This window comes from Pseudomonas saponiphila, from assembly GCF_900105185.1.
GTDB classification, from domain to species: domain Bacteria; phylum Pseudomonadota; class Gammaproteobacteria; order Pseudomonadales; family Pseudomonadaceae; genus Aquipseudomonas; species Aquipseudomonas saponiphila.
In genome coordinates, this window is record NZ_FNTJ01000001.1 from 2205598 (window position 1) to 2221005 (window position 15408).

At 62.8% G+C, this 15408-nt stretch carries 12 protein-coding genes; 7 read left to right on the forward strand and 5 right to left on the reverse strand.

The genetic code is table 11. The features are described from left to right. Positions 1–211: 211 nt before the first annotated feature. The 3 genes from BLV47_RS10360 to BLV47_RS10370 all read right to left on the reverse strand — a co-directional run bounded on the left by BLV47_RS10360 (position 212) and on the right by BLV47_RS10370 (position 2638). A complete protein-coding gene (locus BLV47_RS10360) occupies positions 212–1111 on the reverse strand; it encodes a hydroxymethylglutaryl-CoA lyase (RefSeq protein ID WP_092313002.1) in 900 nt (299 codons plus the stop codon). 63 nt (positions 1112–1174) lie between these two features. Continuing rightward, entirely contained in the window at positions 1175–1579 is a 405-nt protein-coding gene (locus BLV47_RS10365; RefSeq protein WP_092313005.1) for a MerR family transcriptional regulator, read from the reverse strand. A 123-nt stretch (positions 1580–1702) separates the two neighbouring features. Next, a complete protein-coding gene (locus tag BLV47_RS10370) occupies positions 1703–2638 on the reverse strand; it encodes a LysR family transcriptional regulator (protein WP_092313008.1) in 936 nt (311 codons plus the stop codon). 180 nt (positions 2639–2818) lie between these two features. On the opposite strand from BLV47_RS10370, the gene BLV47_RS10375 reads away from it, so the two are divergent. Beyond that, complete coding sequence (locus BLV47_RS10375; protein ID WP_092313011.1) at positions 2819–4048, forward strand: acyl-CoA dehydrogenase; 1230 nt, start codon at positions 2819–2821, stop codon at positions 4046–4048. Between the two features lie 54 nt (positions 4049–4102). Here the strand turns inward: BLV47_RS10375 and BLV47_RS10380 are convergent, their stop codons facing one another. Then, positions 4103–5485, reverse strand: coding sequence for a substrate-binding domain-containing protein (locus BLV47_RS10380; protein WP_092313014.1), 1383 nt, complete (start codon positions 5483–5485; stop codon positions 4103–4105). A gap of 291 nt (positions 5486–5776) precedes the next feature. Here BLV47_RS10380 and BLV47_RS10385 point away from each other — a divergent pair, with 291 nt between their 5' ends. After that, the gene (locus BLV47_RS10385) at positions 5777–6109 is read left to right on the forward strand and encodes a DUF1508 domain-containing protein (RefSeq protein ID WP_092313017.1); all 333 of its coding nucleotides are present in this window, start codon (positions 5777–5779) and stop codon (positions 6107–6109) included. A 50-nt stretch (positions 6110–6159) separates the two neighbouring features. Here the strand turns inward: BLV47_RS10385 and xthA are convergent, their stop codons facing one another. Next, on the reverse strand, positions 6160–6972 hold the full coding sequence (xthA, locus tag BLV47_RS10390) for an exodeoxyribonuclease III (RefSeq protein ID WP_092313020.1): 813 nt from the start codon (positions 6970–6972) through the stop codon (positions 6160–6162). Positions 6973–7147: 175 nt separating this feature from the next. Between xthA and BLV47_RS10395 the strand changes: the two genes are divergently transcribed. The 5 genes from BLV47_RS10395 to BLV47_RS10415 all read left to right on the forward strand — a co-directional run bounded on the left by BLV47_RS10395 (position 7148) and on the right by BLV47_RS10415 (position 15403). Then, a complete protein-coding gene (locus BLV47_RS10395; protein ID WP_092313023.1) occupies positions 7148–7798 on the forward strand; it encodes a GNAT family N-acetyltransferase in 651 nt (216 codons plus the stop codon). A gap of 65 nt (positions 7799–7863) precedes the next feature. Then, on the forward strand, positions 7864–9591 hold the full coding sequence (locus tag BLV47_RS10400) for an autotransporter assembly complex protein TamA (protein ID WP_092313026.1): 1728 nt from the start codon (positions 7864–7866) through the stop codon (positions 9589–9591). Next, positions 9588–13265 carry a translocation/assembly module TamB domain-containing protein gene (locus tag BLV47_RS10405; RefSeq protein ID WP_092313029.1) on the forward strand — a complete coding sequence of 1226 codons (3678 nt, stop codon included), beginning with the start codon at positions 9588–9590 and terminating at the stop codon, positions 13263–13265. The genes BLV47_RS10400 and BLV47_RS10405 overlap by 4 nt, the downstream gene beginning before the upstream one ends. Before the next feature lie 198 nt (positions 13266–13463). Continuing rightward, positions 13464–13937, forward strand: a complete 474-nt coding sequence (locus BLV47_RS10410; protein ID WP_016965731.1) for a MarR family winged helix-turn-helix transcriptional regulator — start codon at positions 13464–13466, stop codon at positions 13935–13937. Further along, the gene (locus BLV47_RS10415) at positions 13934–15403 is read left to right on the forward strand and encodes an efflux transporter outer membrane subunit (RefSeq protein WP_092313032.1); all 1470 of its coding nucleotides are present in this window, start codon (positions 13934–13936) and stop codon (positions 15401–15403) included. The genes BLV47_RS10410 and BLV47_RS10415 overlap by 4 nt, the downstream gene beginning before the upstream one ends. Positions 15404–15408 lie beyond the last annotated feature (5 nt).

Sequence of the window (15408 nt, forward strand, 5' to 3'; positions counted from 1 at the left end):
TACGTCTTATTTTTATTAGGTTTGCTGCTTTTTATTCTTGTTATGCCATAGAGATAGCAGAAGCCGTGCCAACTTTTTAAAATCCTTTTAAATCAATAACTTGATGATTTTGTAGGACAACCTGTGCTGCAAGAAAATCGACAAACTGTTTCCGTGTTACTCGTTCCAGCCGCGGTTCAGAGCGGCCGGTAACACCCGGCCGCACATTGGCTCATCCGGCGTTACGTGCCTTGGCCACCCGGGAACCGCTGGGACGCCCCAGTACCGCGCAGATCTGCCGGCCAGCGTCGATCAGGCGGTCCATGTCGATACCCGTGTGAATGCCCAGACCGTTGAGCAGGTACAGCACGTCTTCGGTGGCAACGTTACCGCTGGCGCCATTGGCATAGGGGCAGCCGCCGAGGCCAGCGATCGAGCTGTCGAACACCGCGATGCCCTCCAGCAGGCTGGCGTAGACGTTGGCCAGGGCCTGGCCATAGGTGTCGTGAAAGTGACCGGCGAGCTTGTCCCGTGGCACCTGGGCACCCACCACGTCGAACAGGTTGCGGGTGGCGCCGGCGGTGCCGGTGCCGATGGTGTCACCCAGGGACACCTCATAGCAGCCCATGGCATAGAGTTCGCGGGCTACCAGGGCGACTTGTTCCGCAGCCACTTGGCCTTCATAAGGACAGCCCAGTACGCAGGACACGTAGCCGCGCACGCTGATCCCGTGCTGTTTGGCCGCGTCCATGATCGGTACGAAGCGCTCCAGGCTCTCGCTAATGGAGCAATTGATGTTGCGCTGGGAGAACGACTCCGACGCGGCGGCGAACACCGCGACTTCCTTGACTCCCGCTGCCAGAGCGTCCTCGAAGCCCCGTAGGTTCGGCGCCAGCGCGCCGTAGACTACCCCCGGCTTGCGCTGGATGCGGGCAAACACTTCGGCCGAGCCGGCCATCTGCGGCACCCACTTGGGCGAGACGAAACTGCCGACTTCTATATAGCCCAGGCCCGCTGCGGTCAGCGCGTCGACCAGTTGCACCTTGTCGTCGACGCTGATGCGCAGGGCTTCGTTCTGCAGGCCATCGCGGGGGCCGACTTCGATCAGGCGTACATGGCTGGGGAGTGACATACAGGTTCACCTTCTAATGGAGGAGGGCGGTTGCCGGCGCGAGCCGCGCAGGTGTCCCGGGGATTATTGGGCAGGGTGCTTCTGGTTCTGGAGGGTCTGTTGCAGTGCCTGGGTGCAGCGCTCTTCGGCGGTGTCCAGTTCCAGCTTCATCTGTTCGATGTCGAGCAACTGCTGTTCAAGCTGCTCACGGCGCTCGCTGATCTTGGCCAGCATGCTGTGCAACTGTTTGAGGTTGCCGCTGCTGGGGTCATAGAGTTCGATCAGTTCACGGCATTCGGCCAGGGAAAAACCGATGCGCTTGCCCCGCAGGATCAGCTTCAGGCTGACCTTGTCCCGGGGTGAGTAGATGCGTTCCTGACCGCGGCGCTCGGGGGCCAGCAGGCCTTGTTCTTCATAGAAGCGGATGGCCCGGGTGGTGATGTCGAGCTCGCGGGCGAGGTCGGAGATGCTGTAGGTCTGACTGCTCATGGAGGCGCTCAAGGTGGGACTTGGCGCTAAGCTAAAGGCAGGTTTACGTATACGTCAAGCAATCCGCTCCTATCCCGTGCGCCGGCAAGCCGACTCCTGCTGTGAGGGCTTGCCGGCGAGGGGTCAGGCGGTCTGCTGGTCGAGCTTCTTTTCGTAGGCGCTCACCTGTTGGCACAACTCGATTATCTGCTCGCGCATCCAGCGGTTGGCCGGGTCCTGGTCGGTGCTTTCGTGCCAATACAAGTGGGTTTCCACGGGCGGTACGTCATTGACCGGCAGATTGAAGGCCTGCAGGTCGTGGCGCCGGGCAAAGCGCTCCGGCACGGTCATGACCATGTCGGTCTGTTGCAGCACTTGGGAGGCCATCAGGTAGTGCTGGGAGCGCAGGGCGATCTTGCGCTGGATGCCCATCTTGCCCAGGGCCAGGTCGACATGGCCCAGGCCGCTGCGACGGCTGGAGATATGGATGTGGGTCAGCGACAGGTAATCGTCCAGGGTGAATTTTTCCTTGCCCGCCAGGGGGTGGCCCTTGCGCATGGCGCACACGTAACGGTCTTCCATGAGCTTGACATGGCGCACTTGCGGGTCGGTGTTGAGGGGGGCATCCACGGCAAAGTCCAGGCGCCCGGCCGCCAGTTCCTTGGTGGTTTCCCGGCGCTTGGACAGGAAGCTCTCGATGATCACCGCCGGTGCCAGGCGGCGCAGGCGCTGGAACAGCGGCGGCAGGATCACTGCCTCGGTCAGGTCGGTCATGCTGATGCGGTAGGTCTTGACCGCTTGCAGTGGGTTGAAAATCCGACTTTCCTGGACTGAAACCCGCAGTAGCGACAAGGCATTGCGCACCGGACCGATGATGTTCTGTGCCATGGGAGTGGGCACCATGCCCTGGGCGGTCCTGACGAACAGCGGATCGTTGAAGGTCTCGCGCAGACGCGCCAGGGCGTTGGACACTGCCGGCTGGGTGATGCCGACGATCTGCCCGGCGCGGGTCAGGTTGGCTTCGGTGTAGATCGCGTCGAAAACGATGAAGAGGTTGAGGTCGACCTTGCTCAGATTCATGGCGCTGCACTCTTATTGTTAGGGCCTGTGAGGGAGGCTCGGAAGCCTTGCGGATCAGTCGATCATATATCGGTGATGAATGTTAATACACGCCGAGAATAGGCTAGGTAAATTTTCGTAGCTGATCTAGCATCGATTTCAGTCCCCCAACACCCGTTCTTCAAAAAGGTAGAACTGCCCATGGAATTCGCCTATTCCCCCAAGGTTCAGGAGCTGCGTGAGCGCGTCACGGCGTTCATGGATGCCTATGTTTATCCGGCTGAAGCGGTTTTCGAGCGTCAGGTTGCCGAAGGCGATCGCTGGCAGCCGACCGCCATCATGGAAGAGCTCAAACTCAAGGCCAAGGCTGAAGGTCTGTGGAATTTGTTTCTGCCTGAGTCGGAACTGGGTGCCGGCCTGACCAACCTCGAATACGCACCACTGGCGGAGATCATGGGCCGTTCGCTGCTGGGCCCCGAGCCGTTCAACTGCTCGGCGCCGGATACCGGCAACATGGAAGTGCTGGTGCGCTATGCCAATGAGGAGCAGAAGCGGCGCTGGCTGGAGCCGCTGCTGCGCGGCGAGATCCGCTCGGCATTCGCCATGACCGAGCCGGACGTAGCCTCGTCCGACGCCACCAACATGGCCGCCCGCGCGGTGCGCGACGGCGACCAGTGGCTGATCAATGGCAAGAAGTGGTGGACCTCCGGCGCCTGTGATCCGCGTTGCAAGATCCTGATCTTCATGGGCCTGAGCAACCCCGATGCGCCACGTCACCAGCAGCACTCGATGATCCTGGTGCCGGTGGATACCCCCGGGGTGAAGATCGTCCGTCCGCTGCCGGTGTTCGGCTACGACGATGCGCCTCACGGCCACGCCGAGGTGCTGTTCGACAACGTTCGGGTGCCCTATGAGAACGTGCTGCTGGGCGAGGGCCGCGGTTTCGAGATTGCCCAGGGCCGTCTTGGTCCAGGGCGCATCCATCACTGCATGCGTTCGATCGGCATGGCCGAGCGTGCGCTGGAGCTGATGTGCAAGCGCGCGGTGAATCGCACCGCGTTCGGCAAGCCTCTGGCGCGCCTGGGGGGCAACATCGACAAGATCGCCGACTCGCGAATGGAAATCGACATGGCTCGGCTGTTGACCCTGAAAGCCGCGTACATGATGGACACCGTCGGTAACAAGGTAGCCAAGAGCGAGATTGCCCAGATCAAGGTGGTAGCACCGAACGTGGCCCTGCGGGTGATCGATCGGGCGATCCAGATTCACGGCGGGGCGGGCGTGTCCAATGATTTCCCCCTGGCCTACATGTACGCCATGCAGCGCACCTTGCGCCTGGCGGACGGCCCGGATGAAGTGCACCGCGCGGCCATCGGCAAGTACGAAATCGGCAAGTACGTGCCCAGGGAGCTGCTGCGCAGCGGGCATTGATGAAATCGCCGCCGGCCGTCCGGGCAAGCACCCGGCCGGTCGGCGGCGGTGTATTCAGTACACCCAGACTTCCACCCGCCGGTTCTTGATCCGGCCCTCGTCGGCCTGATTGGTCGCCACCGGCAGCTCGGCGCCAAAACCGCGGATCTCGCGCAATACCACGCCGCTTTTCACCAGTTCCCGGCGGACTGCCATGGCTCGCAGCTTGGACAGCAGGGCGGCGCGTGCCGGGTCGCTCTTGGCATCGCCGAAGCCGGCCAGGGTCACTTGGCGCTCCAGCTTGCCGTGCTGGCGCAAGTAGTCCAGGACCCGATTCAGGTCCTGGCGCGCCTTGTTGTCCAGATTGGCGCTACCTTCCTCGAAGCGAAAGTTCACGCTCAGGCGTTGCGCGTCCCGGCTTAGTTGCTGGTAGGCCTCGGGCATCTGCAGGCTGGGCGTTACCCGCATGGCTTGCACGGTCTGGGCGACAAAGCCGTTGGCGGCGACGATGGCCTGGCCCTTGGCGCTCTGGGCAAAATTCACCAAGGCTGCGGCCCAGGGATTCTGCTTGTTGGGGGGCAGGTACAGATACAGGCGCCGCGTTAGTGGGTAGTCCTCGGTGGCGATCAGGCTGTTGAGGGGCAGCATGGGCTGGGATTCGCCGTCGACAATCGCCACCGCCTTGGCCTGGCGCACGTAGGGCAGGCCGATGAAACCGATGCCTTGCGGGTCGTGACTGACGGCGTCGGACAGTTGTTCGCTGGACTCGAAACGCTTGGCCGTCGGGTTCAACGTCTTGCCACGACGACTGAGGACCAGCTCTCTGAAGGTGTCGTAGGTGCCGGACTGATTATCCCGGGCATACAGATGGACTGCGCCGCCGGTGCTCCCCAGCTCTTCCCAGGTCTTGATCTCGCCGCTGAACAGGCGGGCCAGTTGCTCGGTGCTCAGTTGGTTCAGCGGGTTGTGCGGATGCAGGATGATGGCTAGGCCATCAATGGCGATGACCTGTTCGGCGCCGGGGCTCTTCAGGTCGCCCAGGCTTTCCAGGTCCACCAGTTCGCTGTCCTTGATGGGGCGGGAGGCCGCGGCCACATCGGCTTGGGCGTTCTGCAGCGCACTGAAGCCGGTGCTCGAGCCGTGGGCGGCAATCTCCACTTTGACAGTCCGGCCCTGGGGGGGCTGTCCCAGAACCTGTTGCTCATTGTCCTTGCCGCTGGCCTCGATGCGGATATCGCGCAGGCCCTGTTGCTCCAGCAAGCCCTTGACCAGCGCCGGACCGAGCCTGGCGCCAATGGTGTTGGAGCCCTGGATGCGCAGCACGGCGGTATTGTCGGTCGCCATGGGCAGGGCGGCGAACACCGACCAGGGCAGGGCGTAGCAGACGAAGCCGATCAGAAACAGGCTGATGGTCCGGCACCAGATATCTCGTTCACTGGCGGTGGAAGCGCGGGGCATGGCGGCACTGGCCTTCTATATAGGAAGAGGGGAAGTGCTGGCGAGATTAAGTCAGGGAGGTGACAGGCATGTGACCGATGGCACTTTTCGGCAACAAATGGCGAAAGTCCTACATCGTAACTAGCTGTTTTCTCTAGATTTTTTGAGACTTGTCCTAAAGACCAGCCTCTGGGCGATGCGTAGAGTGGGCAACTTTGTCTGGCGGGGATTGGGGCGACTGCCAACGCGTCGTCCCCGCGGATGCCTCGGCAGTGTTGAGCTGCCATTTCGTGGTAAGCAAAGGAGTTACAAATGAGTGCCTGGTTCGAGCTGAAGCAGTATGGCAGTGGTGCATGCAGATTCTTGCTGAAGACAAAGGAGGCGCAGACCATGCTTCAAAGCGAACGATTCCCATGCCGGGACAGTGCCGAGGCGGCTCTCGGCCTGTTCCGCGCACACTGCGCTTCTCCCGAGCGTTACGTCAAGAAAATTTCATCGGGCGGCAAACCTTATTTCAAGCTCAAGGCCGGCAAGGAAGTGATCCTGGTCAGCCATTTGTATGACTCGGAGCCCACGCTCGAGAGCGCCATCGACGCCATCGCAGCAGCCGGCACCACTGATCGGGTTGAAGTGGTCCAAATGTAAGCGGTAGCAAGAAAAGCCCATCTGACGATGGGCTTTTTTGTGCCTGTCGATCAGCTCAGTTCGAGCCAGATCGGCGCATGATCCGACGGCTTTTCCATGCCGCGCAGTTCATAGTCGACACCGGCATCCTTGACACGCGGCAACAGGCCCTGGGAGGCCATGATCAAGTCGATGCGCAGGCCACGCTTGGGCTCGTCCTCGAAGCCGCGGCTGCGGTAGTCGAACCAGCTGAAGCGGTCGTTCACCTCGGGGTTGAGGTGACGGAAGCTGTCCACCAGGCCCCAGTTCTTCAGGCGGGCCATCCACTCGCGTTCTTCCGGCAGGAAGCTGCATTTGCCGGTCTTGAGCCAGCGCTTGGCGTTGTCGGCGCCGATGCCGATATCGCAGTCTTCCGGGGAAATATTCACGTCGCCCATGACCACCAGGGGCTGGTCATTGCTGAAGCGACTTTCCAGCAGGTGCTGCAGATCGCTGTAGAAGCGCTGCTTGGCCGGGAACTTGGTCGGATGGTCACGGCTTTCGCCCTGGGGAAAGTAGCCATTCATGATGGTCACCGGCGTGCCATGGGCGTCGGCGAAGGTGCCCCAGATAAAGCGTCGCTGGGCGTCTTCGTCATCGCCTTCGAAACCTTTGTGCAGGGCCAGCGGCGCCTGGCGCGAGAGCAGGGCGACGCCGTAATGGCCTTTCTGGCCGTGGTAGTGCACGTGGTAGCCCAGGGCCTGGACGTCGGCGAGGGGGAACTGCTCGTCGGCGACCTTGGTTTCCTGCAGGCCGATCACGTCCGGCTGGTGTTTGTCGATCAGCGCCGCCAGCTGATGAGGGCGGGCGCGCAGCCCGTTGATATTGAACGAGACGATCTTCATGGTCGGCGGTCCTGGCAAAACAGCGATGCTAGCTGACAACGCCCGGGTCGACCAGCGTGGCAGCGCCGTGGATGCACTGCTAATGTCCTTGAGCGCGGGGAACGATCAGCGCCGCGCAGGGCTCGTAATAACAAGAGCGCGGCCACCTGAGCCGGGGCCAGGGAGAGTGACCGTCATGCCTGATACCTCCAACACCATTGCCGATATCCATATGCTCGACAGCGGTTATTCCCGTGAAGCTAGGTCGCTGTTGTACCAGGCCTACCGGCATGAACCGACTTTCGCGTTCATTTTCGAGTCCGAGCGCGGCGGTTACGAACAACGGGTACGGGCTACGGTGCGCGAGTTGGTCAAGCAGCATTTTCTTCAGGAGCTGCCGGCCATTGGCCTGCTGGTCAACGACCGGTTGATCGGCATTGCCTTGATTGCCCCGCCGCAACGGCGCCTGGGGATCACCGAAAGCTGGGCCTGGCGCCTGCGCATGCTGCTCGGCACCGGCTTTCGCTGCACCCGGCGTTACCTGGAGTACCACCAGGCGGTACAGGCCTGTCTGCCCAGTGACGCGGTCCACGTATTGCCGTTGCTGGGGGTGCATCCGCAGTTCCAGGGGCAGCATTTTGGCGAGCAGTTGCTCGCGGCGGTGCACAACTGGTGCGCGGTGGACGAGCATTCCCAAGGAGTTGTGTTGGACACCGGCAATCCCCGTTATCTGGAGTTCTACAAGCGTCAGGGGTATGCCGAAGTCGGAGAGGTGGCCGTGGGACCGGTTCGCGAGCATGTATTCTTCCATCCCAACCCCCAGCTCTTACAAAGAGCAACAGGCTGATATAGAACTTTCCGTGCGTTAGAGCGCTCTATCGCCCTCCCAAGCTCGTGATAGCATCCGCGCCTATGAAGTTTTCAGGAAGATTTACCAGCGGCTTTTTGCTGTTGTTCACAAGCTGTGCGGCGCTGGCGCAGAGCGAAATGGATGTCAGGGTAAAGCCCGCCAATGACGAGCTGAAGGCCAATGTGGAGGGATACATTGGTGATGTCGGTGATCGTGATGAGCAAGCCCTGCTGCGGTTCAGTCGGGGGGCCGAGGAGCAGGCGAAGAAAGCCGCCCAGGCTCTGGGCTACTACCAGCCCCATATCCAGAGCGAAGTGCGCGGTGGCGACAAACCCCGCCTGCTGCTGCGTATCGATCCCGGCGAGCCGGTGCACCTGCGCAATGTCACGATCCGCGTCGAAGGTCCGGCGGCGTCCCTCAAGTCTTTTCGCACCCCCGACAGCGAGCAGCTCAAGCCGGGCGCGGTGCTCAATCATGGCCGTTATGAAGACGCCAAGCGCCTGATCCAGAACCAGGCCTCGCGCTACGGTTTTTTTAGCGGACGCTTTACGCGCCAGCAACTCTCGGTGGACCCACAGGCCGGCATCGCCGACATCGAACTGGTGTATGACAGCGGCCCGCGCTACACCCTGGGCAAGGTCAGCTTCACCGGGGATTCGCTGTTCGACGAAGACCTGCTACGGCGCATGGTGCCCTTCAAGAGCGGTGCCCCCTATGACTCGGAGCTGATCGCCGAACTCAACCAAGCGCTGCAGTCCAGCGGCTATTTCGAAGGCGTGCGGGTGGATGCCGCACCCACGGCCGCCGAACACCAAGTGATTCCGGTGGCGGTTCAACTGGAGACTCGCAAGCCGCGGACCCTGGGGCTGGGTTTGGGGTACTCCACCGACGTCGGTCCCCGGGTCAAGGCCAACTGGACCCGGCACTGGGTCAATCCCCAGGGCCACAGTTACGGCTGGGAGGCGGAAGTCTCGGCGCCCCGGCAGAACGTCGGCCTGTGGTACGACATTCCCCTGGATCCGCCGCTGACCGACAAGCTGCGCTTCGCCGGTGGCTACCAGAACGAAGAACTCGCCGGCACCGACACCCTGAGCAAGCTGCTCACGGTGGGCCCCGAATGGCACAGCAAGTTGCCCAGCGGCTGGCAGCGGGTGGTGTCGCTGAAGTATCAGCGTGAGGAATATCGCCTCGGGGACGACTCGGGTCTGAGTAACCTGCTGATGCCCGGTCTGACTTATTCCTACCTGCGCAGTGACAACCGCATCGATCCGCACAACGGTTATCGCATCCAGTTCGACACCAAGCTGGCCAAGGAGGGCGTGGGTTCCGATACCAATCTGTTGTACGGCACGGTGCTGCTCAAGGGCCTGACCACGGCCTGGGACAATCACCGGTTTCTCGGCCGGGTGCAGTTCGGGGGCAGCGCCACCAACGGCTACAAGTCGATTCCGCCGTCTCTGCGCTTCTTTGCCGGTGGCGACCAGAGCGTGCGCGGTTACGACTACCAGACCCTGTCGCCGAAAAACGCCGAAGGCGATCGCATCGGTGGCCGCTACATGGTGGCTGGCAGTGTCGAGTACCAATACTCCATTGCCGAGAAGTGGCGGATCGCGACCTTCGTCGACCAGGGCAACTCCTTCAATAAACTGGAACTGCCGAACCTCAAGACCGGGGTAGGCATGGGCCTGCGCTGGGTTTCGCCGGTCGGGCCGATCCGGGTCGACCTGGCCCATGCGCTGAATGATGACGGTGGTATTCGTTTGCACTTTTCCATGGGGCCAGAGCTTTGAAGCGTGGTTTGAAGATAACGCTGCTGGCGGTCCTTGCGCTGGTGATCCTGATCCTCCTGGCCGTGGCCGCTGTGCTGGGGACCCAGGCCGGGAGTCGCTGGGCCTTGACGCGGGTGCCGGGGCTGACCCTGGTGCATTTCGATGGCCGCCTCGGCGGCCAATGGAGTGCCGATCACCTGCTCTGGCAACAGGACGACAATCGAGTCGAGCTCAGCCAGGTGAAGTTCGCCTGGTCTCCCGCCTGCCTGCTGCGCCGCACCCTGTGCATCGAGCAATTGCAGGCCGAGCAGGTCAGCCTGCAATTGCCGCCCGGTGCCGAGGATGAAACAGATTCAGCTCCCATCAGCCTGCCGGAGCTGAAACTGCCACTGGCCATCGAACTGGGCCAGGTGCAGATCGGCAGCCTGCTGTTCAACGGCAGCGAACAGCTCAAGGGCTTGCAACTGGCGGCGCACTGGACCGCGCAAGGCCTGCAGATCGACTCGCTGCAGCTGCAGCGCGATGACTTGAGCCTGAACCTTTCCGGACTGTTGCAACCCGCTGGCGATTGGCCGCTGACCGCCCAGGGCACCCTCGCTTTGCCGGCTCCCGGTGGCGGCCCCTGGTCCCTGGCGCTGAAGGTGGAAGGCGACCTGCTCAAGACCCTGAAGCTGCATGCCGACAGCAGCGGCTACCTGCAAGGGCAATTGAGCGGCCAATTGCAGCCATTGGCGGAGAATCTGCCGGCAGAGGTGCGGATCACCGCCGATGGTTTCAAGGCCAGCGCCGATCTGCCGGACACCCTGCAGCTGGATCAGTTGGAACTGAGCGGCAAGGGTGACCTGAAAAGCGGCTACCAGCTGGCGGGCAAGGCCAATCTGCCTGCAGAGCAGGGGCCGGTGGCCCTGGTGCTGCAGGGCAAGGTCGACGCCAAGGGCGCACAGATTGCCGCTCTGGACCTGAATGCCAGCGACCAGCAGCACCTCAAGCTCAGCGGGCAACTGGACTGGAGCGAAGGTTTTGCCGCCGAGGCCAAGCTCGCCTGGCTGGATTTCCCTTGGCACCGCCTGTATCCGCTGATCGATGAGCCGGCCGTGCGGGTCCGCAGCTTCGACGCCGAGGTGGCTTATCGCGACGGTCATTACCTGGGCAACTTCAAGGGCGACCTGGACGGTCCGGCCGGCGCCTTCAGCCTGAGCAGTCCGTTCAGTGGCGACCTGACGAAAATCTACCTGCCGCAGTTCAAACTGGTGGCGGGGCAAGGCAAGGCCGAAGGTCACCTGAACCTGCAATTTGCCGATGGCATCGCCTGGGACACGGCCCTGGACCTGTCGGCGATCAATCCGGCGTATTGGCTGGCGGAGTTGCCCGGGACCCTGGCCGGCCTGTTGCGCAGTCAGGGTGAACTGAAGAATGAACAGCTCAAGCTCACTGCCGATCTGGACCTCAAGGGCCGCCTGCGCGGGCAACCGGCGCTGTTGCAGGCCAAGGCCGACGGCGCGGGGGAACAGTGGCAGCTGAGTGCGCTGGACATCCGCCTCGGCGACAACAGCATCAAGGGAACGGGCAGCCTGCAGCACAAGCTCGCCGGGCAACTGGACATCAAGCTGCCGCGCCTGGGCCAGCTCTGGCCGCAGTTGCGCGGGCAGCTCACTGGTCGGGTGGATCTGGCCGGGACACTCAAGGCGCCACAGGGCAAGGTGGATCTTGCGGGGCAACAATTGGCTTTTGCCGAGAACCACCTGCAAAACCTCAAGCTGAATGCCACGCTCGATGGTGCACAAAAAGCTCAGGTGGAGCTCAAGGGCAGCGGAATTCAGGCGGGAGACACTCAGCTGGGCACCCTGACCCTGGCCGGCCAGGGCGATATCAAGAAACAGGCACTGCAACTGGGCCTGCAAGGCCCATTGCTGAAACTGGCCCTGGGCCTGGACGGCACCCTGGATCAGGGCAACTGGCGCGGGCGCCTGGCCAATGGCGATGTGCAGACCGGCGGCCAGGACTGGAAGTTGCAGAGTCCGGCCAAACTGGAGCGGCTGGCCAGCGGCACCCTCAACTTCGGCGCTCACTGCTGGGTCAGTGGCGATGCCAGCTTGTGCGGCGAAGACCAGCGCTTGATGCCCGATCCGAAGCTGCGTTATCACCTCAAGCGCTTCCCCATCGACAGTCTGGCCCAATGGCTGCCCAAGGATTTTGCCTGGAAAGGCCTGCTCAATGCCGAGGTGCAGCTGGATCTGCCGGCCAGCGGCCCCAAGGGGCAGGTGGTCCTGGACGCCAGCGGTGGCACCTTGCGGGTCAAGGATCAGGATCAGTGGCTGGACTTCCCCTATCAGGCGCTGAAGCTCGATACCCGCCTCAATCCGCGGCGCATCGATACCCAGTTGCAGTTCGATGGCGGCAAGTTGGGGCAGTTGATGGTGCAGGCGCAGATCAATCCGCTGGCGAAAAACAAGCCTTTGTCCGGGGAGTTTCGTCTCAGTGGCCTGGACCTGTCGGTGGCGCGGCCCTTCGTGCCCATGGTGGAGAAGCTTGGCGGCAACCTGAATGGCAGTGGTCGCCTGTCGGGCGGGCTGTTGGCGCCTCAGGTCAATGGCAACCTGCAGCTCAGTGACGGGCAGGTGTCCGGCTCGGAGCTGCCCACCAGCCTTGAAGACCTGCAATTGACCGCACAGATCATGGGCGAGAGCGTGCGCCTGGACGGCGGCTGGAAAAGCGGCAAGTCCGGGCAGGGCAGCCTCACTGGCAACCTGGCCTGGGGTCGGGCGCTGGTGGTGGACCTGAGTCTCAAGGGCACGCAGTTGCCGGTGACGATCGAGCCCTATGCGGCGCTGGAAGTGGAGCCGGATCTGAAGATCTCGCTGCGCGACGACAAGCTGGCGATCGATGGCAAGGTGTTGATTCCCAGGGGCCAGATCACCGTGCGTGAACTGCCGCCGTCCACGGTCAAGGTATCCGAGGACACGGTGATCGTCGGTCAGCAGACCGATGAGGGGCAAAAGCCCATGGCCATGGCGATGAACATCGATGTTGAGGTGGGGCGGGACAAACTCGGTTTTGCCGGCTTCGGCCTGACCGCCAACCTGCAGGGCCACGTGCATATCGGCGACAACATGGACACCCGTGGCGAGCTGTGGCTCAACGACGGCCGCTACCGAGCCTACGGCCAGCGCCTGACGGTACGTCGCGCGCGGTTGCTGTTCGCCGGTCCCATCGACCAGCCGTACCTGGATATCGAAGCGGTGCGCCAGACCGACAACGTGATCGCCGGCATCCGCCTGAGCGGCAGTGCCGAGCAGCCTGTAACGCAGATCTTCTCCGAACCGGCCATGAGCCAGGAGCAGGCGTTGTCCTATCTGGTGCTGGGGCGGCCGCTGAGCTCCACCGGCGAGGACAACAACATGCTGGCCCAGGCCGCCTTGGGGCTCGGGCTGATGGGCAGCTCCGAACTCACCGGCGGCATTGCCAAGAACCTGGGGATCCAGGACTTCCAGCTCGATACCCAAGGCAGCGGCAACAGCACCAGCGTGGTGGCCAGCGGCAATATTTCCGAGAAGCTCAGCCTGCGCTATGGCGTCGGGGTGTTCGAGCCGGCCAGCACCATTGCCCTGCGCTACAAGCTGAGCAAGAAGGTCTACCTGGAAGCGGCCAGCGGTTTTGCCAGCTCCCTGGACATCTTCTACAAGCGCGACTTCTAACTCCTGCCGCCGGGAGGCGCAACGCCTCCTGTTCACCTCGCGTCCTTCCTCGCTCCGGACCTGCGCCGCTCTCAAGGCGGCGTGCCGCGCCGTTTATCAAGTAAATAAAGAGCAAGCTAACTACTGCGTTGACATTCTCTGCCTAGGCAGTAATATCTCGACACACACTCTCTGCCTAGGCAGCTAATTGGTGGTCAGATGAAGCATTTCGAACCCGACGACTTTCACAATTGCCATCTCGGCCTCTTGCTGGGGCGTGCCGCCTTGCTCAAGGACCGGATCATCGACACGCACATGGAACCCCACGGCATCACGGCGGCGCAGTTCAAGGTGCTGATCATCATGGCCCAGTTCGGGGTCGATACCCCGGCCGAGTTGTGTCGTCACCTGTCCCTGGACAGCGGTTCGATGACCCGCATGCTCGATCGTCTGCAACAGAAGGATTTCCTTGCCCGCAAACGCTCGGAAGGCGACCGGCGCCAAGTGCGCCTGGTGCTGACCGAGGAGGGGCAGAAGCTCGCCGATCGGCTGCCCTACATCGGCGCCAATGCAATGAACCAGTTGGCCGGCGCCATCACCCCCGATGAGTTGCGCACCCTGGAACAGATCCTCAAGAAAATCTTGCTGGCAGCCGGTGACCCGATCACTGTCCTGCGCTTAGGTGAAAAATGAGCAGTAAAACCTTGCGTACACGTGTCAGCCTGGTGCTGTTGGCCATGAGCCTGGCCGGTTGTGCCAATTACAGTGGCCTGGCGACTTCCGGCGCCAACCTTGAGGCGCAGAGCCTGGCAACCGGTCAGTCGCTCAATGGCGTGAAGCTGTCGCCGGCGGCCTGGCCGCAAAGCGACTGGTGGAAAAGCCTGGGCGACAGCCAGCTCAATGGCCTGATCCTGGAAGCTCTGCGGGACAGCCCGGACATGCAGATCGCCAGCGCCCGGGCCCATCAGGCCAGCGCCGCGGCCTATGCCGCCGATGCCGAGCGGATGCCGACCCTGGATGCCAGCGCCGGCGTCAGCCGTTCGCGTCTGGCCCGTGACCAGGACCCGTTGGGGCAGGGCGGTGCCTATTCCACGGTGCGCAACATCAGCGCCGCCTTCAATTACAACTTCGATCTCTGGGGCGGCCAGCGTGCAGCCTGGGAAGCCGCGCTGGGCCAGGCCCGCGCCGCCGAGATCGACCGCCAGGCCGCCAGCCTGACCCTGGCCGCCGATGTGGCCAGGGCCTACAGCGACCTGGGGCGGGCCTATATCGTCCATGACCTGGCCGACGAAGACCTCAAGCGAACCCGGCAGATGCTCGATCTGAGTCGGCGTCGCCTGGATTCCGGGATCGACAGCCAGTACCAGTACCAGCAGACCGAAAGCCTGGAAGCCAGTGCCCAGGCCAGCCTGATCGACGCCGAGAAGCAGCTGCAGAGCGCCAGGATCACCCTGGCGGTGCTGTTGGGCAAAGGCCCCGGGCGGGCCGACGACATCGCCCGGCCTAAGGTCCTGCAGGCCAGTGCCGTGGCCCTGCCTTCGACCCTGCCCGCCGAACTGTTGGGACGCCGGCCCGATCTGGTAGCGGCGCGCTGGCGGGTGGAAGCGGCGAGCAAGAACATCGATGCCAGCAAGACCCGCTTCTATCCCAACCTCAACCTGAGGGCCAGCGCCGGTGCCGAGTCGTTGCTGGGGGATGCCATGTTCGGCTCCGCCAGCCGCTTCTTCAGCATTGCGCCGACCGTATCGCTGCCGATTTTCGATGGCGGGCGCCTGCGCGCGGACCTGGATGCCCGGGACGCCGACTACGACCTGGCGGTGGCGCAGTACAACAAGACCCTGGTGACCGCTCTGGGGGACGTCAGCGACAGCATCTCGCAGCTGCGCGATATCGGGCGGCAGATCGCCGCCCAGCAACATGCCACGGACATTGCCCGGGACTCCTACAACACCGTGGTTCAGCGCTTCGGTTCCGGTATCGGCAACTACCTGGATGTGCTGAGCATCGAGCAGCAGTTGCTCCAGGCCCAGCGTCAGCTGGCCACGCTGAATGCCCAGCAGATTGATCTGTCGATCCAACTGATGCAGGCGTTGGGGGGCGGCTTCGGCGCCCAGAACCTGGCTTCGGCCAACCCGATCCCAGCCCCGCAGACTAAATAATTCGA

Excerpts from the sequence above, each read along its gene's own strand:
- BLV47_RS10410 (WP_016965731.1), top strand. The coding sequence starts at position 13,464 with ATGAAGCATTTCGAACCCGACGACTTTCACAATTGCCATCTCGGCCTC.
- BLV47_RS10400 (WP_092313026.1), top strand. The coding sequence starts at position 7,864 with ATGAAGTTTTCAGGAAGATTTACCAGCGGCTTTTTGCTGTTGTTCACA.
- BLV47_RS10385 (WP_092313017.1), top strand. The coding sequence starts at position 5,777 with ATGAGTGCCTGGTTCGAGCTGAAGCAGTATGGCAGTGGTGCATGCAGA.
- BLV47_RS10360 (WP_092313002.1), bottom strand. The coding sequence starts at position 1,111 with ATGTCACTCCCCAGCCATGTACGCCTGATCGAAGTCGGCCCCCGCGAT.
- BLV47_RS10365 (WP_092313005.1), bottom strand. The coding sequence starts at position 1,579 with ATGAGCAGTCAGACCTACAGCATCTCCGACCTCGCCCGCGAGCTCGAC.
- BLV47_RS10395 (WP_092313023.1), top strand. The coding sequence starts at position 7,148 with ATGCCTGATACCTCCAACACCATTGCCGATATCCATATGCTCGACAGC.
- BLV47_RS10375 (WP_092313011.1), top strand. The coding sequence starts at position 2,819 with ATGGAATTCGCCTATTCCCCCAAGGTTCAGGAGCTGCGTGAGCGCGTC.
- BLV47_RS10415 (WP_092313032.1), top strand. The coding sequence starts at position 13,934 with ATGAGCAGTAAAACCTTGCGTACACGTGTCAGCCTGGTGCTGTTGGCC.
- xthA (WP_092313020.1), bottom strand. The coding sequence starts at position 6,972 with ATGAAGATCGTCTCGTTCAATATCAACGGGCTGCGCGCCCGCCCTCAT.
- BLV47_RS10370 (WP_092313008.1), bottom strand. The coding sequence starts at position 2,638 with ATGAATCTGAGCAAGGTCGACCTCAACCTCTTCATCGTTTTCGACGCG.
- BLV47_RS10380 (WP_092313014.1), bottom strand. The coding sequence starts at position 5,485 with ATGCCCCGCGCTTCCACCGCCAGTGAACGAGATATCTGGTGCCGGACC.